17 protein-coding genes are annotated in these 20,378 nt (G+C 72.7%); 7 read left to right on the forward strand and 10 right to left on the reverse strand.

Annotated elements, in window-relative coordinates; genetic code table 11:
• Nucleotides 1-151: 151 nt before the first annotated feature.
• Nucleotides 152-3,208, forward strand: coding sequence for an AfsR/SARP family transcriptional regulator (locus OG453_RS42030; protein ID WP_266874061.1), 3,057 nt, complete (start codon nt 152-154; stop codon nt 3,206-3,208).
• A gap of 350 nt (nt 3,209-3,558) precedes the next feature.
• Nucleotides 3,559-4,215, forward strand: coding sequence for a M15 family metallopeptidase (locus tag OG453_RS42035; RefSeq protein ID WP_266874062.1), 657 nt, complete (start codon nt 3,559-3,561; stop codon nt 4,213-4,215).
• An 8-nt stretch (nt 4,216-4,223) separates the two neighbouring features.
• Here the strand turns inward: OG453_RS42035 and OG453_RS42040 are convergent, their stop codons facing one another.
• Entirely contained in the window at nt 4,224-5,108 is an 885-nt protein-coding gene (locus OG453_RS42040; RefSeq protein WP_266874064.1) for an NAD(P)-dependent oxidoreductase, read from the reverse strand.
• Nucleotides 5,109-5,157: 49 nt separating this feature from the next.
• Here OG453_RS42040 and OG453_RS42045 point away from each other — a divergent pair, with 49 nt between their 5' ends.
• Nucleotides 5,158-5,565, forward strand: coding sequence for a MerR family transcriptional regulator (locus tag OG453_RS42045; RefSeq protein ID WP_266874065.1), 408 nt, complete (start codon nt 5,158-5,160; stop codon nt 5,563-5,565).
• A 35-nt stretch (nt 5,566-5,600) separates the two neighbouring features.
• Here the strand turns inward: OG453_RS42045 and OG453_RS42050 are convergent, their stop codons facing one another.
• The gene (locus tag OG453_RS42050) at nt 5,601-6,047 is read right to left on the reverse strand and encodes an anthrone oxygenase family protein (RefSeq protein ID WP_266874066.1); all 447 of its coding nucleotides are present in this window, start codon (nt 6,045-6,047) and stop codon (nt 5,601-5,603) included.
• Nucleotides 6,048-6,155: 108 nt separating this feature from the next.
• On the opposite strand from OG453_RS42050, the gene OG453_RS42055 reads away from it, so the two are divergent.
• Complete coding sequence (locus OG453_RS42055; RefSeq protein ID WP_266874067.1) at nt 6,156-6,575, forward strand: TetR-like C-terminal domain-containing protein; 420 nt, start codon at nt 6,156-6,158, stop codon at nt 6,573-6,575.
• Nucleotides 6,576-6,579: 4 nt separating this feature from the next.
• Nucleotides 6,580-7,092: a hypothetical protein gene (locus tag OG453_RS42060; protein WP_266874068.1), complete on the forward strand. Its 513-nt coding sequence runs from the start codon at nt 6,580-6,582 to the stop codon at nt 7,090-7,092.
• Between the two features lie 17 nt (nt 7,093-7,109).
• On the opposite strand, the gene ssuE is transcribed toward OG453_RS42060, so the two are convergent.
• A complete protein-coding gene (gene ssuE / locus OG453_RS42065; protein WP_266874069.1) occupies nt 7,110-7,664 on the reverse strand; it encodes an NADPH-dependent FMN reductase in 555 nt (184 codons plus the stop codon).
• 536 nt (nt 7,665-8,200) lie between these two features.
• On the opposite strand from ssuE, the gene OG453_RS42070 reads away from it, so the two are divergent.
• Together OG453_RS42070 and OG453_RS42075 are read left to right on the forward strand one after the other, a co-directional pair.
• Nucleotides 8,201-8,374: a hypothetical protein gene (locus OG453_RS42070; RefSeq protein ID WP_266874070.1), complete on the forward strand. Its 174-nt coding sequence runs from the start codon at nt 8,201-8,203 to the stop codon at nt 8,372-8,374.
• A 5-nt stretch (nt 8,375-8,379) separates the two neighbouring features.
• On the forward strand, nt 8,380-10,098 hold the full coding sequence (locus OG453_RS42075) for an HEXXH motif domain-containing protein (protein ID WP_266874071.1): 1,719 nt from the start codon (nt 8,380-8,382) through the stop codon (nt 10,096-10,098).
• A 20-nt stretch (nt 10,099-10,118) separates the two neighbouring features.
• On the opposite strand, the gene fxsT is transcribed toward OG453_RS42075, so the two are convergent.
• From fxsT to OG453_RS42110, 7 genes are all read right to left on the reverse strand, one after another.
• Entirely contained in the window at nt 10,119-14,093 is a 3,975-nt protein-coding gene (gene fxsT, locus OG453_RS42080; RefSeq protein WP_266874072.1) for an FxSxx-COOH system tetratricopeptide repeat protein, read from the reverse strand.
• The gene (locus tag OG453_RS42085) at nt 14,090-15,091 is read right to left on the reverse strand and encodes a MoxR family ATPase (protein WP_266874073.1); all 1,002 of its coding nucleotides are present in this window, start codon (nt 15,089-15,091) and stop codon (nt 14,090-14,092) included. Before OG453_RS42085 ends, fxsT begins: the two co-directional genes overlap by 4 nt.
• Nucleotides 15,088-17,352: a hypothetical protein gene (locus tag OG453_RS42090; RefSeq protein ID WP_266874074.1), complete on the reverse strand. Its 2,265-nt coding sequence runs from the start codon at nt 17,350-17,352 to the stop codon at nt 15,088-15,090. The genes OG453_RS42085 and OG453_RS42090 overlap by 4 nt, the downstream gene beginning before the upstream one ends.
• 3 nt (nt 17,353-17,355) lie before the next feature.
• Entirely contained in the window at nt 17,356-17,703 is a 348-nt protein-coding gene (locus tag OG453_RS42095; RefSeq protein WP_266874075.1) for a trypco2 family protein, read from the reverse strand.
• 118 nt (nt 17,704-17,821) lie between these two features.
• Nucleotides 17,822-18,583: a TIGR03943 family protein gene (locus tag OG453_RS42100; protein WP_266874076.1), complete on the reverse strand. Its 762-nt coding sequence runs from the start codon at nt 18,581-18,583 to the stop codon at nt 17,822-17,824.
• Nucleotides 18,580-19,614 (reverse strand): permease, encoded by a 1,035-nt coding sequence (locus tag OG453_RS42105; protein ID WP_266874077.1) that lies wholly within the window; start codon nt 19,612-19,614, stop codon nt 18,580-18,582. Before OG453_RS42105 ends, OG453_RS42100 begins: the two co-directional genes overlap by 4 nt.
• A gap of 145 nt (nt 19,615-19,759) precedes the next feature.
• A complete protein-coding gene (locus tag OG453_RS42110; protein WP_266874078.1) occupies nt 19,760-20,362 on the reverse strand; it encodes a TetR family transcriptional regulator in 603 nt (200 codons plus the stop codon).
• Between the last annotated feature and the right edge of the window lie 16 nt (nt 20,363-20,378).

Genomic DNA, 20,378 nt, shown 5'->3' on the forward strand with positions numbered 1-20,378 from the left:
GCGGCCGGGGCGGAAGGACTGGTGGCCCGCCGACGTGGCCTGATTCCCGTCACCGGTACGCCAGTTGAAGTGCGGCGGACGTAGCATGACCACTCGTCGACCGGGGATCGGCGAGCGGGGGCGGCGCGGGGCAGGGACGCATGGAGAGGGCGTGGACACGAACACCGACTACCGCCTCCTTGGGCCGGTCGAGGCATGGCGCGCGGGCCGTCGGCTCGACCTCGGTGGACCCAAGCCCCGGGCACTGCTCGCGGCGCTGCTCCTGGAGCACGGCCGTGTGGTCTCCGTCGACGCGCTGATCGACGCCATCTGGGGCGAGCGCCCGCCGGGCACGGCACGTTCCCTGATCCAGTCCTATGTCTCCGCACTGCGGCGCGCGCTGTCGGCCGACGCCATCGAGACACGCCCGCCCGGCTATCTGATCCGCGCCGACACGGCCCTGGTCGACCGCACCGCGTTCGAGCATCTGACGGCGCAGGGCAGACAGGCCGCCGCCGCGGGCGACCACCCCGCGGCCGCCCGGCTGCTCGCCGAGGCCCTCGCCCTGTGGCGCGGCCCCGCCCTCGGCGGCATCGGCGACACGCTGCGGGCCATGGCCGACCAGCTGGAGGAGGCACGGCAGACGGCCCTGGAGGAGCGGATCTCCGCCGAACTATCCGAGGCGGGACGCGAGACGGAACTGGTCGCCGAACTGACCGCCCTGGTCGCCACCCACCCCACGCGGGAACGGCTGCGCGGCCAACTGATGCTCACCCTCTACCGGTCGGGCCGCCAGGCGGACGCCCTCGCGGTGTACGTCGAGGGCCGCGACGTACTCGCCGAGGAACTGGGCATCGACCCGGGCCCCGACCTCCGGCGGATGTACGAGTCGATCCTGCGCGCGGACGACGAGCTGCTGCCGGGCGCCGGTCCGGCCGCGGCCGCCGAAGGTGCCCCGCCGGCGGCTCCCGTGCCGGTGGTTCCGGCCCTGCTGCCGCCCGCCATCGGCGACTTCACCGGACGCGCCACGCATCTCGCCGACGTACGGGCGGCGCTTTCCGGCCCTCGTGAGGCGATGCCCGTCGTCGTGGTGTCGGGCACCGGCGGCGTCGGCAAGTCAACGCTGGGCGTCCAGGCGGCACACCGGGTCGCCGAGCACTACCCGGACGGCCAGCTCTACGCCGAACTGCGCGGCACCGCCGACCCGGTGGCGCCCGGCGAGGTGCTCGGGCGGCTGCTGCGCGCCCTGGGGGCCGACCCGCCCGAGGGGGACGCGGAACGGCGCGACCTCTTTCGCAGCCTGGTCGCGGGGCGCCGCGTCCTGCTCGTGCTCGACGACGCGGGCAGCGAGTCCCAGGTGCGCCCGCTGCTGCCGGGGAGCGCCACCTGCGGGGTGCTGATCACCGCGCGGGCCAGGCTCGGCGCGCTGCCGTGCACCCACCGCGCCGAGCTCGAAGTGTTCGCCACGGAGCCGGGGATCGAACTCCTTGCCAGTGTCGCGGGCGAGCGGCGCGTGCGGGACGAGCCGGACGCCGCCCGGCGCATCGTCGAGCTGTGCGGCGGCCTCCCGCTGGCCATCCGGATCGCCGGGGCCCGCCTCGCCACCCAGCGGCACTGGACACCGGGGATGCTCGCGGGACGGCTCGCCGACGAGCACAACCGGCTCGACGAACTCGCGGTCGGGGACCTGGAGGTCAGGGCCGGTCTCGGCCTGAGTTACCGGGTGCTCGACGCCCCCGCCCGCACCGCCCTGCGCCGCCTCGGCCTGCTCGCCGCCTCCGACGTCGCCGCCTGGGTGGTCGCCGCGCTGCTCGACGTGCACGAGGCCGCCGCCGACCGCGTCGTGGAGCAGCTCGTCGACGCCCAGTTGCTGCACTGCACCGGCGTCGACCGCGCGGGGCAGGCCCGCTTCAGGCCGCACGACCTGGTGCGGGTGTACGCCGCCGAACGCGCCGACGCAGAGGAGCCGCCCGCCGAACGGGCCGCCGCCATCGCCCGTGCGCTCGGCGCCTGGCTCTGGCTGACCGGCCGCGTCGCGTCCGACACGCCGTCCGGCGCGGTCGAACTGCATCGCGGGCTCCTCGACGGCGACGGGCCGACGGACGGGACGGTCGGGCGGTTCGTGCGGCCCATCGGCCCGGAGGCCACCCGGCGCGCCCTCGCCGATCCGACCGCCTGGTTCGAGGCCGAGGCCGACGCGATCGCCACCGCCGTCGAACGCGCGGCCTCCCTGGACCTGCACACCCTGGCCTGCGAGGCCGCGGCCGCCCTGTGCTCGTCGGCGTACACCGTCGGCAATCGCTTCGAGGCGTGGTGGCGCACCCATGACGCCGCCCTGGCCGCGGCCCGCCGCGCCGAGGACCGCTCCGGAGAGGCGCTGCTGCTCATCGGACTCGGGCAACTCCGCTTCGAGCAGGACCGGTTCCCCGAGTCGCAGGGCTACTTCCGGCAGGCCGCCCGGCTCTGCGCCGAACTCGGCGACGCGCGCGGCAGGGCCGCCGCCTTCGCCGGTCTCGGCAGCGCCCTGCGCGAAGCGGGCAGGCTGCGCGCCGCACAGGACGTCCTCGCCCAGGCGGTCGCCGGCTTCCGAGGCATCGACGACGACCCCGGCGTCGGCCTCTCCTGCCGGTACGCCGGAACCGTCCGGCTCGAACTGGGCGACCACGACGCGGCGAGCGAGCTCCTCGACGAGTCGCTGCGCGCCTACCGCAGGCTCGGCAGCCGCCGCGGCGAGGCGCTCACCCTGCGCTCCATCAGCCTCGTACGGCGCGCGCTCGGCGAGTACGCGGCGGCGGAGGAACTCGCGGGCCGCGCGGTGGACCTGCTGAGCACCCTGGGGGACACGCTGATGTCCGCGTACGCGATGCAGGCCCGCGCCAAGTCCCGGGTCCGCCTGGGGCGTTCGGCCGAGGCGGAGGCCGAGATCCGCCACGTACTGGAAGTCTGCCGCGGTTACCGCGACCGCTTCGGCGAGGCGCTCGCCCTGCGCACCCTCGGCGAGTGCGAGCTGGCAGCGGGCCGCATCGAGGCGGCGGAACAGAGCCTGACCACGGCCGCCGCCTGCTGGGAAGCCCTGGAGCTGCCGCTGCCCCGCGCCCGCACCCTGCGCGACCTCGCCGCGGCACGGGAGGCCGCGGGGAACCCGGCGGGAGCACACGCGCTGCGTGCCGAGGCGCTGGAGGTCTTCACGGCGTACGAGGCGCGGGAGCGGGACGAGCCCTGGGTCTGATGCGCCCCCGGGTCTGCCCTTCGGCCTGACGAGCCCAGGGTCCGCGGCATTCCACTTGCCGTGGAATTGCAGAGAACTTGCAGCGGCGTCCGGCAGGCTGTCTGTGTCGGCAGGGAGACCTGCCGGCACAACGGGGGATTCAGGGTAAATAACGGGGGACTCAGCGGAATTCGACGGGGGTCGACGGGGGAAGGCCACTGATGCCTCGCGCGGCCCACACCACCGGCGTCGTCGGAGGTGTGGGCCCTTCCACGCGTCACGACCCCGCCAGTAACGAGGAGGGGACTCCGGGGGCGGGCGGCAGCCCGCCCCCGGAGCTGTGCCCGTCACAGACGCCACGAAGGGCCGGAATGCCGCCGATCATCCTCATGAACGATCCGAGAGTCGTCGACATACCCGTCAGAGAATGCGGCGAGCCCCTCGTCGATCTGCGTCAACTGCCCTTCGTGGACGTTGACGACCGCCTGGCCGACCCGGCCGGCGCTTATGCCCAGCTGCGCGAGGGAGTCGCCTGGCGCCTCGCTCGCGCAGCCCGGCTGCTGCCCGACGGCCTGCGCTTCCTGGTCACCGAGGGGTATCGCCCGCTCGCACTGCAGATCACGTACTTCGATGATTACGCCGCCGAGTTGAGGAAGGCCCACCCCGACTGGTCGGACGTCCATCTGCGCCGCCAGACGAGCCGCTCCCTCTCGCCTCCCGAAGTCGGCCCGCACGTCGCGGGCGCCGCGGTCGACCTCACGCTGTGCACGGCCTCCGGCGCCGAACTGGACCTCGGCACCCCGGTGAACGCCAGCCCCGAAGAGAGCGACGGCGGCTGCTACATGGACGCCGACGGCATCTCCGCCGCCGCCCGCCGCAACCGCCGCACCCTCACCGCGGCCCTGGCCACTGCGGGCCTCGTCAACTACCCCACCGAGTGGTGGCACTGGTCCTACGGAGACCGCTACTGGGCGCTGGCGACCAACGCGCCCGCCGCCCAGTACGGCCCGATGACGTACGAGGGCTAGCGGATCGGTCAGTCCTCGCGGGGCTTGCCGAACTCCTCGATCAGGACCGCGTACTCCTCTCCACCGTGTCCGGCGGCGATCGAGCGGTCGGCCATCGCCTTGATCAGCTTCGGCAGTTCGGCGTTGACGCCCAGGGCCTCGCTCTCCTCGATCAGGTGCTCCATCGACCGGACGTGGGTCTCCAGGGACGCCACCTCGGCGGGGAAGGAGCCACTGTCTATCTGCTCGGCATGCCCGGGCAGCCATTCGGCCACATCGGAGGCGATCTTCCGTGCGAACTGGGCGTACGTCGCGGCGTCGACACCGGCCGTCCTGAGCATGGCGGTGCCCTGGAGCCAGGCGTTCAGGATGCTCCACATCATGGCCAGTCCTGCCACGTCGTACAGGGACGCCAGGCCATGGTCCGCACCGAGGTGGTTGACGGTGCCGAGCGCGCCGAGCGTCGCCTTGTGTGCCTCGAAGTCCGATGCGGGCCCACTGTGCAGAATCACCGCACCGTCGGTCCCGATCCCGGACGGGACGGCCATGATGGCGCCGTCCAGGTAACGGGCGCCGCGCTGCTCGGCCCATCGGGCGGCTTCCCGTGCCTGGGCCGAGTCGCCCGAAGTCAGGTTGATCAACATGGCGCCGTCAAGCTCGACTTCGCCCGGACCGAGCAGTTCGTGCATGGCCTGATAGTCGGTGACGCAGATGATCGTCAGGGGGCTCGCCTTGAGCGCGGCGTCGACTGTCGGCGCCAACAGCGCGCCCCCGGCGACCAGTTGGTCGGCCTTGGAGGCCGTACGGTTCCACACGGTGGTGGGATGCCCGGCCTTCAGGAAGGCGCCGGCGAGCGCCTGGCCCATCAGTCCGAGGCCGATGACGGTAACGGGTGCTGCGGTTTCGTTGTTCATGGCAGCATCGTCAACGTTGATACCGGTATGAAGGTCAAGCGAGGTTTTGATGCGGATCGGGGAACTGGGCCGTCGGACGGGCGTCAACGCCCATCAACTGCGCTACTACGAGGCTCAGGGGCTCCTTGAGTCCGACCGGCGCGCGAACGGCTATCGCGAGTACGACGAGAACGCCGTGCTGCGGGTGAAGCAGATCCGGCATCTGCTGGGCGCAGGGCTGTCCTCCGAGGACATCGCGTATCTGCTGCCCTGTGCGGTCGGAGAGGCTCCGGAGCTGCCCGGGTGCCACGAGCTGGTGGCCGCGATGCGGTCGCGGCTGCGGCGACTCGACGAGCAGATGGAAAGCATCGCCCGCTCCCGCGCCGCTCTCGCCGACTACATCGATGCGGCCGAGCAGATGGGCGGCGACAGCTATCCGCCCTTGGACGGCGCCGAGCAGGATCCCGTCCCCGCCTGAGCCGCGGCCCGGACCGTGCGGCCCGCCGTGGCCGCTCAGACGAGGGCCGCGGCGAACAGCGCAAAGGCGAGCACGATGATGCCGACGCGGACGTAGTGGAACCGGTCCCACTTCCCCACCTGCTGCTTCCAGTCAGCGGGCGCGCCCTCCTTCGACCACGTCGCGACGCGCGAGTTGATCGGCACGAGCAGCAGCACCGACATGACCACGCTCACGACGAGCAGCGCCGTGCCCGCGGTGACGAGCGCCGTGCCGTCGTCGCCCCACGCCAGTGCGGCCCAGACCACGCCGAGGACGACCGAGCAGATGTACCAGAACGGCATGACGCGGCCGAGGACGCGTGCCCCGTCGCTGCGGGCCGCGATCCCGCCGTCGTTCGGCAGCCGGTCGAGGATCGGGTTGACGAACGCCGCCACCGCGAACTCCACGCCCACCATCAGCCCGACCACGACGACCGCGACGACGGCCAGGGTGTCCTGCATGTCCCCTCCAAAGGGCAAGCTTTCAAAAGCAGTGCCTAGCGACGCTAGGTTCAGATGCAATGCTAGACATGTCATTGCTCCATTGTCTAGCGCTGCTAGAATCGGGTCATGTCGGTACGCGGACGCAAGGAACGCGAGCGAGCCGACCGCCACAGGCTGATCGTCTCCACGGCCCGCGAACTCGCCGAGACGCACGGCTGGGACGCCGTCACCACGCGCCGGCTCGCCGAGCTGACGAGCGCGCTGCGCGCCGCGGTGCCGGACGGGCCCGCGGGACGCGACGCGGTGGCGCGCCTTGCGCGCGCCTACACGGACTTCGCCGCGCGCCATCACGCCCTGTACGACGCGATGTTCATCCTCGACAACGGCCTCCCCTTCGCCGACGAGGCCACCCCCAGACCGCTGCGCGAGGCGTTCCGGGCCCCTCTGGACCCGCTCGTCGACCACGCGGGACGCCTGCCCGCAGAACGGGTCGCCGACCGCCTCGCGCTCCTGGTCGACCACTTCGTCCCCCGCGACATAGGTTGACCCGATGGGCCTTTTCGACAAACTGACCGGCACCAAGCGTCCCGACGCAGGTGTCGCACCCCGCTCGGCCGGGGGCGTCCGGGCGGCGCTCCTCGCGCTCAACGGACCGGACGTGCCGTACGCCGTACGCGACGCGACCCCGGACGAGGGCGCCGACCTGGTCGCCGAGTGGCGGATTCTGGAGCCTGCCTGGCGCACCTTCTTCGTCCGGACCCAGCTGGACCGGACCGTCAAGACGCGGATGCGCCTCGACGCCAAGGACCATGAGGTCCGCGCCGTCGACGAGCAGTGGGAGGTCACCTGGTCCGGGGACACCCCGCGCCTCGCGCTGTCGCGCGAGTACTCCCGAGGGCAGGTGACCATGGTCTCCCGCCAGTGGAAGCTCGAACGGGGCGCCGACGGCGGCCTGGAGAAGACCGAGGTGTTCCGCTTCGACCCCGCAGAGATGAAGGATCCCCTGCGGGGCGCGGTCCTTGGCGCGGGATGGACGTGGCGCGGAGTGGTGTTCAGACTCTGACCGCGCCGATCACCTGGTCATGCGGCGGCGAGCCGTGTCGGCTCCGGAAGCGACGCGCGGAAGCGGGCGACGACCGGGCCGAGGCCGGCGTCGGCGTCGGGCGCCAGGGTCACGCCCCCGTCCTCCGCGGTCGTGATGTGCCGGTCCAGGACGAACCATCCCTGGGCGACATCGGCGCCGAGCGAGGTGAGCACGGGCCGCAACGCGTAGTCGACGGCCAGGACATGGGCCGGGGAGCCGCCGGTGGCAAGGGGCAGGACGCTCTTGCCGCGCAGTGCGTACTGCGGAAGCAGATCGAGGAAGGTCTTCAGCACTCCCGAATACGCGGCCTTGTAGACCGGCGTGCCCACGAGCAGTGCGTCGGCGCCCTCCACGAGCGCGACGGCGTCGGCGACGGCCGGGTGGGAGGTGTCGGCGGACAGCAGCGCGTCGGCGGGCAGCGTCCGTACGTCCAGGCTGTGCACCTGGTGTCCCTGGGCGGCCAGTTCGCGGCCGAGGTGCTGGACGAGACGCGCGGTGCGTGAGGAACCGGGGGCGGAGGCGCTGCCGGTCAGGGCGAGGACGGTGGCCATGGTGGAAGTCCTTCGGGTACGCGGCCGCGAGGGCCGTACGAGTCATGGGGAGAGGGGGCACACTCAAGTGCCGTACGCGCGGCGGGAGTTCGACGCATACGGGCGATGGGGCGGGGCGGAACGGGCAGCCCGTCAGCCAGACTTGGTCAACGGAGTCTGAGAGAAAGGAAGTTGCGGCGTACGAGCCGCGCGCGTACTGCCCGGCGGTTGCTCAGCGGCCAGGGCGACAGCAGGCGCTGCACACCCGCGCGAGGTCGACGTGACGTCGCCGCGTGAGGTGGTGTCGCACTGCATTCATGTGCTCGATTCAAGCATCTGCCCGCGCGGGCGTCGAGTCAGCCATCACAGAGCGCGCCCCTGGAGGTCGGATCGTGAACAGCGGGCCAACTGATCGTTGTGCGCAGTAAATGGGAAGGATTGGGCTACAATCCGCGCTATTGTGGTCCGGCGGTCTGCCAGGGCTTACGATCGCGCGCCCGTGCGCGTTCATCACCTGCCGCCCTGCGGCGGCAACTCCTGACGTGGATGGGTGCGGTGTGACTGAGCAGTACGGTGTCGAATCAGAGCTGGTCGACCTCAGCGGGGTCAGTCCGGCCGATGCCCGCACCCTGGACGCCGCACTCGTCGAGGCCTCGATGCAGCGGCTGTTGAGCCGCATCGACGATCCGGCGAGCAGCATGGGCGGCTACAACCCGCAGCGCGACGAGTAGCTGTCATGCACCTCGACACGCAACCGCACCGCGTGGCCCCCAAGCCCTACGGCGATCTGCTCTCCGGCGCGTGCGGTCCGGACGCGGTGGCCTCGCTGCGTTCCGCCGAGCGCAGTTGGCGACTGCTTCTGCTGCGGGCGCTCATCGACGCCGCCGACGGCACTCCGACCGCGTCACTGGCGTCCCTCGACGACGGCTGGCAGCTGCTGACCCGTGCCTGGGAGGCGGACCCCGAGCCGGTGGAGCGCCTGCTCCTCTATCCGGCGGTCGGCACCTGGGCGGCGTACGCGCTGCGGCGCGTGCGCGGCGCGGTGACCGGCGATTCCCCCCTGTGGGTGGAGCTCGGCCGGCTGCACGCCGTGGCCGCGTCCGCCGCCGTACTCGCCGGTCTGGACTTCCGGACCTCCGTGCCGGTGCGGGACGGCTGGGTGGTGCTGCCGATGCTGGGCGGCGCACGCGTGGCGCAGACCGACCGCTGGGGCACCGTCGAGGTGTCCTCCGAAGCGGGCGCGGTGATGGTCGGCGATGTGCGAAGGGACGGCCCCGGCTGGTCCCCGCTGCGGGAGTTGAGCGCCGACGGCTGCACGCTCGTGCTCGACGACCTCGACCCGCACCGCGGCCTGCGTGCCCCGCAGCCGCCGCACCCCCTGGACACGGCCGACCGCTGGTCCGCGCTCTTCGCCGATGCATGGGAGCTGCTCGCCCGGCATGACCCGGAAGGCGCGCGGGCCGCGTCCTGCGGGCTCAGCTCGGTGGTCCCGCGGCCGCGCGCCGAGCGTCACCGTCCGAACAGCGCCTCGTCGGGCGACGCGTTCGGCGCCGTACTCGTCTCCGAACCCGACGACGCGGAGCAGTTCGCCGCGACCCTCGTCCACGAGTTCCAGCACAACAAACTCAGCGCCTTCATGCACCTGTTCACGCTCTACGACGACGGTGGCGAAGAGCGCTTCTACGCTCCCTGGCGCGACGATCCGCGCCCGCTCGGCGGGCTGCTGCAAGGCGTGTACGCCTTCTTCGGGGTCGCCCGGTTCTGGCGGCACCGGCAGGGTCCGACGGCGCAGTTCGAGTACGCCCTGTGGCGGGCCCAGACGCTGCGTGCCCTGCACGGCATCCGTGGCGCGGACCGACTCACGGACCTGGGACGGGAGTTGGTCGACGAGCTGACCGGGCGCCTCACCGCCTGGCAGGACGAACCGGTCGACCCGCGGGCACGTGACGCGGCGCATCTGGCCGCCGCCGACCACCACGCGACCTGGCGCGCCCACCACGTCAGGCCCGATCTGGACGAGGTCACGCGAGCCGCCGCCGCATACGCGGCCCGGAGCGGCCCGGTCCGGCTGCCACCGCGCGGCAAGAACACGATCGCCGCGGCCCGTCCGGAGCGCGGTCTCGACACCCGTGCGGTCCTGCTGCGGCGCCTGCTCGACGACCCCGAAGGACTGCGGGCGCTGAGCGCGGCGCCGGGCGCGGTGGTCGAGGGCGCACGCCCGGAGGACGTGGCCTTGCTCACCGGGGACGTGGACGGGGCCCGGCAGAGCTTCGAGGCCCGGGTGCGGGCGGGCAGCGCGGCCCCCGACGCGTGGGTCGGCCTCGGGCTCGCCCTGCGGGCCGAGCAGCACACGGCGGCTCAAGTCCTCCTGACCCGGCCCGAGTTCGTGATGGCGGTGCACGCCGAACTGGGCGGCGGCGACCCGGTCCACCTGGCCTCGTCGTTCCGCTCCTGACCGCGCCCTAGAGCCGTCCCTTATAACGGCAGCGGATCGATGTAGCAGTTGGCGCGCGTCCAGTTGGCCAGGTTGGTGGCCGCCGGATGGGTGTCACCGAGCTGGGCCCGCAGCTCGTCCAGGATGGCGGTGTGCAGCGCGTCGCACTCGCCCCGCCGTTCCAGCGCGTGCAGATCGAGGGCGCGGTTCGCGGCCGTGCTGAGCGTCGACGGATGCACGGGGCCGAGGACTTCGGTGCAGCGGGCCAGCGTCGCCGTGCCCAGCTCCAGCGCCTCCTCGTACCGTTCGAGCGCCGCCAGATCACTGGCCTGGTTCGTCGCCACGACCAAGGTCAGGGGGTGCCGCTCGCCCAGGTTCTCGCTCAGCGCGGCATGGGCGCGCAGATCCAGGTCGTACGCCTGCTGCGGACGCCCGTCCAGGCGCAGGGTGATGGCCAGATTGGCCTCCGCCGAGACGGTGTGCGGGTGCTGTGGACCGAAGATGCGGCGGTAGCGGCGGCAGCAGGCCTCGGCGAGTTCGCGGGCCCGTTCCAGCTGCCCGTCGTGGCGCAGGTCGACCGACAGGCTGAGCGAGGCGGCGATGGTGTCCGGATGCTCCTGCCCGAAACGGCTGACCATCACATCCAGCACCTCCTCCGACACCTCGAGGGCCGCACGGTGGTCACCGGCCTTGCGCCGGGCCACCGCCAGGACGCGCTTGGCGTGCAGGGTGGCCGGAGTGTCGGCCTGCACCTGCCGCTCGTACTGGGCGACGACCTCCTCCTGGCGGTCGCGGGCGTGCGCGTACCGGCCGAGTTCCCGTTCGTCGATGGTCAGGCCGACCCGGGTCAGCAGGGTGAGTTCGTGGTCGGTGCCGAACAGCGTCTGCTTCAACTCCCAGGTGGTGCGGTCGAGTTCGTACGCATCCTGGAAACGCCCGACGAGCCGCAGGCACACGCCCAGGTTGTGCGCGGCGTTCATCGTCGCCGGGTCGTCATGGCCGAACGCCGCCGTCGCCTGCTCGTACACCCGCTGGGTCAGCGCGAGCGCGTCCTCGAAGTCGCCCTTGACCCGCAGATCGGCGGCGACGGCGCCCATGGCGTCCAGATGGCTCTCCCGGGTCTCCGACACCGGGACGGGGGACGGGCGCTGGGCGGACTCGTATGCGGCGAGGGTCACCTTGTTGATCTCGGCGGCTTCCGTGTAGTGCCCCGTGCTGAAGAGGATCCAGCCGAGCCAGAAGGCGAGGGTCAGCGTCTTCTCGTCGTCCGGGCCGAACAGCTCGCGCGCCGCGTCGTACGCCTCGCCGGTGAAGCGCAGCGCGCTCTCGTGATCGCCCCAGCGCTGGAGGTACTTGGCGATGTTGACCACCAGGCCGTGCACCCACGGATCCGTGGAGCGGACCGTGCCGGCGGCCACGGCGTGCGGGTACAGCACCGAGTAGCGGTTCCAGGTCGCGTTGGACTCCGGGTTGCGCGGATCGGCCGTGGCCAGCAGGAGTTGGGCGCCGCGCTTCATCTGTTCCTGCTGCAGCGGCGTCATGCGGTTGATCAGCACGGCCTGGACGAGCCGGTGGATCAGGATGGAGTTGGTCCGCAGGTCCACCCGTGCCAGCGAGTACCTCTTGATCTCCCGGACGGCACGGCTCAGCCGCAGCGGATCCGCGAGCGCCGCGTCCAGCTGCGGGGCGATGGAACTGCGGTGCACATGGGAGAACAGATCGCGCGGAATCGGCTCGGGTGCCAGATAGGCGCACACCTGCAGGAGTTGGATCGCCTCGGGGTTGGTCTGCTCGACGTGGTCGAGGGAGACGTTCCAGGCGGTCGCGATCGACTGCTGGTACGCGTACGGCGCGGACTCGAAGAGCAGCTCGCTGCGTTTCTCCTTGAACAGGCGCAGATACTCCTGGACCGGCATCCCCGTCTCGGCCCGCCAGGCGGCGGCCTGCTCGATGGCCAGCGGCAGGTCGCCCAGGGCCTCCGCGAGCAGGTCGGCGTCCTCGTGGGAGAGTTCCGGGCCGCGCTTGTTGAGCAGGTTGATGCTCTCGGCGCGCTCGAAGACGTCCACCTCAAGGCAGCGCGCCACATTGTCCCAGTGCGGATTGCGCGAGGTGATCAGGACGGTGCCGAGGCGGGAGTTGGGCAGGAAGGGCGCGAGTGTCTCGGCGTTCTCCGCGTTGTCGAACACGAGCAGCCAGCGGCTGTACGGCTCGCCGCGGCGCAGGGCGTCCAGGACGGCCGGCACGGTGCTGCTCGTCTCGGATCCATGGCTGATGCCGAGGCGGGGGGCGAGCTGGGCCAGGGCGTTGATGATGCCGGAGGTGTGCTCGCTCGAGATCCAGCAGATCAAGTCGTACGCGCTCTGGTGTCGGTAGACGTACTCGACGGCCAGCTGGGACTTGCCGATGCCGCCAAGTCCGTACATCGCCTCGGGAAGGACGGCGGCCGTCCCGCCGCTGTCGAGGCGTTCCACCAGCTCCGTGAGCAGCTGCTCGCGGCCGGTGAAGTTCGGGTTGCGCGGGGGCACGTTCTCCCAGACGGCCGGGGAGGACGCCGCGTGCCGAGGCGTCTGCGGATCCCGTGGCGGGTTCCCTGACGGGACGGGCGCGCTGGTCATGGATCCCCCTCGGGCTTGAAAGGCGGTGCTGTCTGCCGTGTGCGGTGTGCTGTGCCAGTGGGCCAGGGCGCGGTCCAGGAGGCGGGCGCGCTCCTGGAAGGGTCCTGCCAGCGCCCGCAGGGCGAGTTGCTCGATGCGCAGGAGCCGGGAGTTGGCGGCGTTCACCTCCGGGATCGGCACCGTCTTGGGGGAGGTGACCACCGCTCTGAAGTAGCCGCCCCGCCGCATCCTGGCCGCCGCGGGGACGAGGTCGTCCAGCGCGAGCAACACCCGCTGGGTGTCGGTGCGCCGGGCCCCGTCGAGCAGCAGCGCCCGGCTTCCGTCGTCCATGTCGAAGCGGCCGTCCTCGCCGGCCACCGGCACGAGCAGGCCGAACGCCGCAAGCTCGGCCAGGTCGGCGGGCCCGGTGCCGGGCGCGAACCGCTCGCACAGGGTGCGGATGACCGGAAGCGTCAGCGGCGCCGCGGCGAGGAGCGGGGCGAGTGCCGATCCGGCCGCGGAGCAGCCCGCCCGGTAGGCGGCGATCCGGCTCGCGGGATCCGACGGGGGAGCGGCCAGTGCTTCTTCGGACGCCGGTCCTTCGCCGTACGTCGGTCCTTCTCTGTATGCCGGTCCTTCTCCGTACGCCGGCCCATTTCCGTACGCAGCTCCGGACGCGCCCTGCGGTTCGGGTCCGCCACCCGGCGCGATCGTGTGCGTCGGCAGCTCCGTCCAGCCGTCGGCGGCGCCGGTCAGCCACCGCGCCCAGCGGGCGAGCCAGCGGCCGCGCAGCGGGAGGAGCGGGAGGGGAACCGTTCCGCCGGGAAGCGGGGTGTCGTGCGGGGCGAGGGCGTTGTCGCCGACGAGGATGCCCGGGGGTTCACGGCCCGGGCCGGGTGCGGCGAGGCGGATCCGGCGCATCGGCAGACCGGACCGGGACCACAGCCGCTGCGGCAGCAGATGCAGACAGGCCACCGGATGCCGGGCCGCCCAGCCGGCGATGGCGGCCTGTGCGGTGCCGTCCCGCCACGCCGGGGCGAGGGCGTCGGTGACGACGAGGATCAGCCGGTTCTCGCTTCCGGCGGGGAAGCGGTCGGGCCCGCGGCCGTCCGGGCGCAGGGGCTCCTGAACGCCGTCCCAGGGGAACTCCCGGACGCACAGGCCACGTTGGCCGCGCAGCAAGGCGCGCAGCCGCGACGTGACCGGCTGCCAGAGGGCCATCCCCGGGGCGGTGTCGATGACCAGACTGAGCCGGCGGCCGCCCTGCGCGTGGCCGAGCCGGTGCAGTCCGCGCGCGACGACCGCCCAGTCCGGTACGTCCGACGCGGCGGCCGCCCGCCCGGGCTCCGCGCCGGGACCGGCATCGAACGGCTGGCCGAGTACAGCGCCGTCCAGCCGGTCGAGCAGGCGGCGGTCGTTCATGGTGCGCCTGGAGCGTGCGCCCGCAACAGGCCGAGCAGACGCGCCGCGACGGCGTCCGGAGCCTCCTCGCGCGGCCAGGGAGCGGCGGCGGCAAGGGCCACCGCGTCAAGGACCTGGCCCGAGGTGAGTCGTCCGAGCGCCTGCGGATCCGCCGACCAGGCCTCGGCGAGCTCCGCCACCAGTGCGAGCAGCCGCGGGTCGGCGCTGTCGGTGATCCCGGCCCGGGTCCGCACCAGCGCCGTCAGGTCCGCGACGGTCGGCACCGGATGCTCCCAGTGCAGACAGTCCGCGAGGAACTCCGGCGGGAAGATCTGGCTGCGCCCTGCCGTGATCACCGTGATGGGCGGCTCGTGGCAGGCGACGACACCGTGCGGTGCCGGAGCCACCACCCCCGGGTCGTCGGCCGTGACCGTGGCGGAGGCGTCGTCGGCCAGCTCCGGGATGTCGAAGCCGCCGCGCCGCAGTGCCGCGCGCAGCTCGACGGGCAGGTCGAAGTCGCCGCGGTCGAGCCCCTCGACGAGCAGGACGCGGGGCCTGCCGTACGGGAGCAGCGCCGTGCCCACGGGCCCGAGCCGCACCCCCGCGGGGCCGCCGGTGTACAGCGCCCCCCGGAGCACCGAGGCACCGGTCACCGTCCAGTGCAGCACCCGGCCAAGACCCAGCTCCCGGGCCACCCGGAACGCGACCGCGGACCGGCCCACTCCGGAGGGGCCGGTGATCAGCAGGGGCCTGCGCAGCAGCAGCGCCGCGTTCACCGCGGCCGTCTCACCGGCCACGGGCCCCGTCGCCACCGGCGTCGGCGTCGCCGCGCCGAGCCTGCGGTCGGCCTCCGCCTCGTCGTCCGGCGGCGGCGCCAGATCCGGGCCGCCCCGGTACGTACGCCAGGGCGGCGCGGCGGGCAGGACGGCGGGCGGCCGGTGGGGCACGCCCGTGCCGCGGTACGGGCCGGGGTCGGTGACGGTGCCTGCCGGGGGACCGGCGCTGCGTGGCGAGTTCACGAAGCCGCTCCGTAAATCAGCTCGGGTAGCCCGTCCGGCGTGTCGTAGATGATGACGATCTGCCGCTGCCAGCCGACGGTCTCGGGCCGGGCGGCGCCGCCGTCCTCGCCATCATCCCGACCGAACTCCCGTACGTCGAGGCCTCCTTCGGTCATGATGCGGGTGAACAGCAGGGAGAAGTCCGGCTGCGCCCGCTCGTCGTGCCGCCACATCACCAACGGCACGCCGTGCCGCAGCGCCGTGGTGACGTCCTTGCGGCCCTCGGCCGAGCTGGGCTTGTGGGCGAGGACGAGACCGGCCACCGGGTCGTCGCCGTCGAACTCGCTGCCGTCCGCACTGAGCGGCCTGACCTGCTGCAGCAGCCGTCCCGCCTCCGGCTGGCCGCTGAGCGGACGCCAGCGCTCCCGCCAGGTCCGGCACCAGGGAGGGTGCCGCATACGGTCGCGGCTGTGCACGATGACGGGGAAGACCACGCCGAACTCGGGCAGTCCGCCGCGCCGGATGAGGGTGTCCGGGTGGTCGATGAGGTCCAGGGGAAGTACGTACTCGACGTCGATGCGCTCCGGCGGCACGCCGTAGTCCCGTTTCAGCCGTTCCCTGGCCAGTTCGACCCGCGCGAGCAGATCCGTCAGGCGGATGCTCCGTTCGGTGTGCGGCAGGGGCAGCCGCAGCCAGGTGCCGGGGCGCGGCCGGCAGTGGAAGTAGAACGACACCGCCCAGTCGTCGGGGTCGTTGCCGGGATCGGGCTCCAGCTCGACCAGGAGTTTCGCGGCGGTGGCCGGCTGCACCGGGGCCTTGACGAGGCCGGCGCGCAGGGCGTCGACCTGGTCCTGGTAGCCGGCGCGCCGCGTCGTCCGGGGCCGTGCCGCGTAGGGCAGCAGACCCTGCCGGTCGGTTTCGAGGCGCAGCGCCCAGGCACGGCTGTACGCCTGGATCTCCCCCGCGGTCGCGCCGCCGACGGCGCTGGCGACGAGTTCGAGGAAGTGCACGGCGGGTGGCAGGCCCTCGGAGGGCATGTTGCTGCCGGCGAGGTTGACGAAGGCCTTCCACAGCCCGTCGCAGTGGGGTGGCATCCCCTCGCTCAGCGCCCTGGTCGCGCGTGCGTACAGCGCGGACACCGGCACTTCGTTGAGATCCGACTCGTACAACTTGGTCAGCGCGGCCCGGAGTTGGACCCAGCCGTCGGCGCCCATCTGACGCAGCGCCTCCAACTCGTCGGCCCGGAAGCGCAGTCCGGCCGCCACCGACCGGTCCTGGGGGTGAATCTCTTCGTACGCCGCGACCAGGTCGCTCATCCCGGTGGGGCTCTCGGCGCACCGGTCGACGAGCACGGGCAGCAGGAACCCCTCGGGAAGGGCGATGCTCTTGGCGTCGTCGGCGACGTCCGGGAACAGCCGACGCAGCAGGGCGAGGCGTCTCTCGTGCCCGCGCAGCGACTCCGCCTTCTCCAGCTGGGCCCGGACGTCGGACAGGATGCGGCGCCGGTTCTGCGGCTCGCTGAGGCCGCCCGCGCACTCGGACAGGCGGTGGCGGCAGTCGGCCTGGTCGAGGAGCGCGTCGACCGGCAGCACGGTCAGCTTCCTGCGGCTGCCGTAGTCGCTCTGCAGCACGACCCCGACCAGGGTGCGCCGCTGGTCGACGAGGACCGCCGCGCCGGAGATGCCGCCCCAGTCGGCGCCCGTCTCCGGGCAGTCGTCCTCGGCCACGTACAGCGCCATCAGCTGTGACCGCGCCAGGTTCGCGGGCCGGAGCCGGCCGCCGCCCTGAAAGGGATTGTGGGCGTGCGCTGCCTCGTAGTTGAAGCTGGGGAAGCCGAAGATCTGGAAGTCGACGATGTCGGCCTCCAGCAGGCCCAGTTGCGGCTTGGTGTCCGGCTCCGGGGGCACCCAGCCGGAGCCGGTCACGACCAGGAGCGCGGCATCCGGCGGAGGATCGGGGCTCGGCTCGACGGCCCCGCCCCACCGGGAGCCGTCAGGGGCGCCCGGCGTCCGGGACGGCCGGTGCGCCAGGCCGTTCCAGACGATCTCGCAGGGGTGCCAGGGCAGATGGGCCGCGTGCATGCCCTGCCGCACCTCCACCACGAGGGCGCCGATGTCGGCCGGGTGGCCCGCGGTCTCATCGGGCAGCAGCACATGGGCGGCGGTGACGATCAGATCCGTGTCGATGACCCAGCCCGAGCCGTAGCCGACCGCGCGTCCGCTGTCGTCCCGCACACTGATCTCGACCAGCCGGTCCGGCACCAGCCGGACGGAGCCGACCACGCATCACTCTCCGCTGCCGGCCGCCGTCTGCCCGGGAGCGCGGGGCGGTGGACTGTTCCGGGGGCGGTCGCCGCGTTCGCCGACGTTCAGGGCGCCGCGCGGTTTCAGTGTCACCACGAGGCGGGTTCCGGTCCGCCGGACGCTGCTGCGGCTCCCCTTCGCGCTCACGTACCAGGAGACCCCGCCCTCCAGCGTGTCGTTCCGCTCGGCCTGTACGTCCAGTTCGACGCTGATGCCGTCGACGGAGAACCCGACGGCCTGGCCGATCCCCTGCTGCTGTGCGGCCGTCAGATCCTGACGCAGCGACTCGATCGCCTCGGTCAAGGTCAGTCGCCGTGGTTCACGTGCCATTCGGTCCCCCCCGGATCCCAAGCGCCGACATCTGCGTTCGTCCTACCCGGATGTCAATTGGCCGACACGGAACGGGAGTTGGGTGGCCGGCAGAGGTGCGGGGCTCCCGACCGGGTGGCTAAAGGGCAGGCGCCCGGTCCAGATAGGGGCTCGGCGGTTCGGGGATCCGCTCGAGCGAGTCGACGTCCAGGGCGAGGGCGGCCGACGAGGTGCCCAGGGTGCCCTTCGGGTGCCAGGTGCCGGTGACCTTCACCCAGGTGTCGGCGGGCGGTGCCTTGGCGCCGTGCACGGTCACCGTCAGGGACTGCGAGTCCGCGGCGCAGCAGGCCACCAGGAGGCGGGTCAGTTCCCAAGTGCCGCCCTTGCCGGGGGTGACGAACCCCGACATCAGGACCGTACGTCCCTTCAGGCTCTCCTTGTCGTCCTGTTGGGCCCGGCCGATGAACTCGGTCAGCGAGAGCGGGGCGGGTCCGTGCGCCGGCAGCGGTTCGAAACGGTCGTAGTCCGCGACGACCTTCGGGCTGTCACGGGCGGCCGTGTAGGAACCGAGGGCGGGCGGCGCGAAGAACAGCAGCGCGAGCGCGGGCGGCAGCAACAGCCAGGCGACACGGGGGCCGTGGGAGTGGTCGTGGCCGTGCGCGCCGTCGCTCGGCGGCTCGGGGGCGGGCTCGGGTGTCTTGGTGCGGCGCCGCCCGGCGAAGGGCAGCCCGTCACGTACGACACCCAGCAGCCCCACGCCGACCAGGACGAAGCCGGCGATGACGAGGAAGGGCAGCAGGCCTTCCTTCACGTACCGCAGCGCGAGATCGTCGAAGAGGGCGGCCCGCAGCACGGCGACACCGGTCAGCAGGAGCAGCACCGCCTGGAGATTCCGGTTCACAGCAGCCACCATCCGGTCAGGGCGGTGCAGGCCACGGCCGTCACTGCCGTCACCGTCGAGAACCGCAGGGCGAAGGCGCGGCCGAAGGTGCCCGCCTGCAGGGCGATCAGCTTGAGGTCCACCATGGGGCCGACGACCATGAACGCGAGGCGGGCCGTGGGGGAGAAGCCGGTCAGTGAGGCGGCCACGAAGGCGTCGGCCTCGGAGCAGACGGCGAGGACGATCGCCAGCGCCGCGAGGAAGAGCACCGACAGCCAGGGCGATCCGGCGAAGGTGTCGAGGACCGAGCGCGGCACGGTGACGTTGAAGGTCGCGGCGGCCATGGCGCCGAGCACGAGGAACCCGCCGGCGTGCAGGAAGTCGTGCTGGAAACCGAGCCGGAACTCCTCCCAGCGGCTGTGTCCGTGCTGGTGGCCGGTGTGCCGGGACGGCATCCGCAGCCATTCGGAACGCCCGAGCCGCAGCCAGAGCCAGCCCATGGCGGCGGAGGTGGCCAGTGAGGCGATCAGGCGGGCGGCGACCATCTCCGGGTCGCCGGGGAAGGCGACCGCGGTGGAGGCGAGCACGATCGGGTTGACCGCGGGCGCGGAGAGCAGGAACGCGAACGCGGCGGCCGGTGTGACCCCGCGCCGGATCAGGCTTCCCGCGACCGGCACCGAAGCGCACTCGCAGCCCGGAAGGACCACGCCCGCCGCGCTCGCCACGGGCACCGCGAGCGCGGGGTTGCGGGGGAGCATCTTGCTGAACACATGCGCGGGGACGAAGGCGTTGACGGCCCCGGAGATCAGCGTGCCGAGCACCAGGAAGGGCAGGGCCTGCACCGTGATCGCCAGGCAGACGGTCTGCCAGGCCCGGAATCCCGGGTGGGTCAGCCACTGCGCGCCTCCCATGGCCCAGCCCAGCGCCAGGAGCAGAGCCACGGAAAGGACGCCGGTGGCGACAAGGCCGGGGACGGGGCTGCCGTTCGGCGGCCCCGTCGGCGCGGGGTCGGGACCGGCCGGCGGTCTTTCGATCAGCTCCGAATTGCGCACATTTTCTCCGATTTTTGGGCCAGGAGCGTCACGATAGCGAGCCGGTCGGGCCCCGTCCGGGATTTCGGCGGGCCGTGTGCCCGGGGTCGGGGCGCACCCGCCGGGGTGGACCAGCTGCTGCGGGCCGCGCCGAACCCCGTGGTCCTCAGGGGCGCAGCGCCGCGAACGCCCGGTCGACCAGTGCGGCGCGGTCCGCCGTGCCGCCCGAGCGCAGCCACTCCCGGTCCGCCGCGTCAAGTGCCGCGGCCGCAGCCGAGGTCAGGACGTCGGCGGTGAAGGCGTCCAGCTTCGTGTCCGGGCGCTGCGCGAGGGCCTCGGCGACCTGGGCGCGCATCGCGTCGCGCCGCTGGTGCAGCCGGGCCCGCAGCGACGGGGTGGCCTCGATGAGCGTGAGCTCGGCCAACTCCTGCCCGGAGCCGTGGATCCGCTGCTGCCATGCGCGCAGCACCTGATGGAGGCAGTCCCAGGGCGCCTCGTCGGCGGGGCGGCCGCGCACCTCGTCGGCGACGTCCTGCGCCATCGACTCGACGGCGCCGAAGACCACGTCCTCCTTGGACGGGAAGTACCGGAAGAAGCTCCGCTTCGACAGTCCCGCGGCGCGGGCGATGTCCTCGACGGTCGTCTCGTCGAAACCGCGCTCGGTGAACAACTCAAGGGCGAGCGCGGCCAGTTCGGCCCGCATGGTGCGTCGGGCGCGAGCCCGAAGACCGCCGCTCTCCGGGCTCTCGGTGCTTGCTCGGCTATCCATGCACCGGAGTTTACTT

It is taken from the genome of Streptomyces sp. NBC_01381 (assembly GCF_026340305.1).
Classification (GTDB): Bacteria; Actinomycetota; Actinomycetes; order Streptomycetales; family Streptomycetaceae; genus Streptomyces.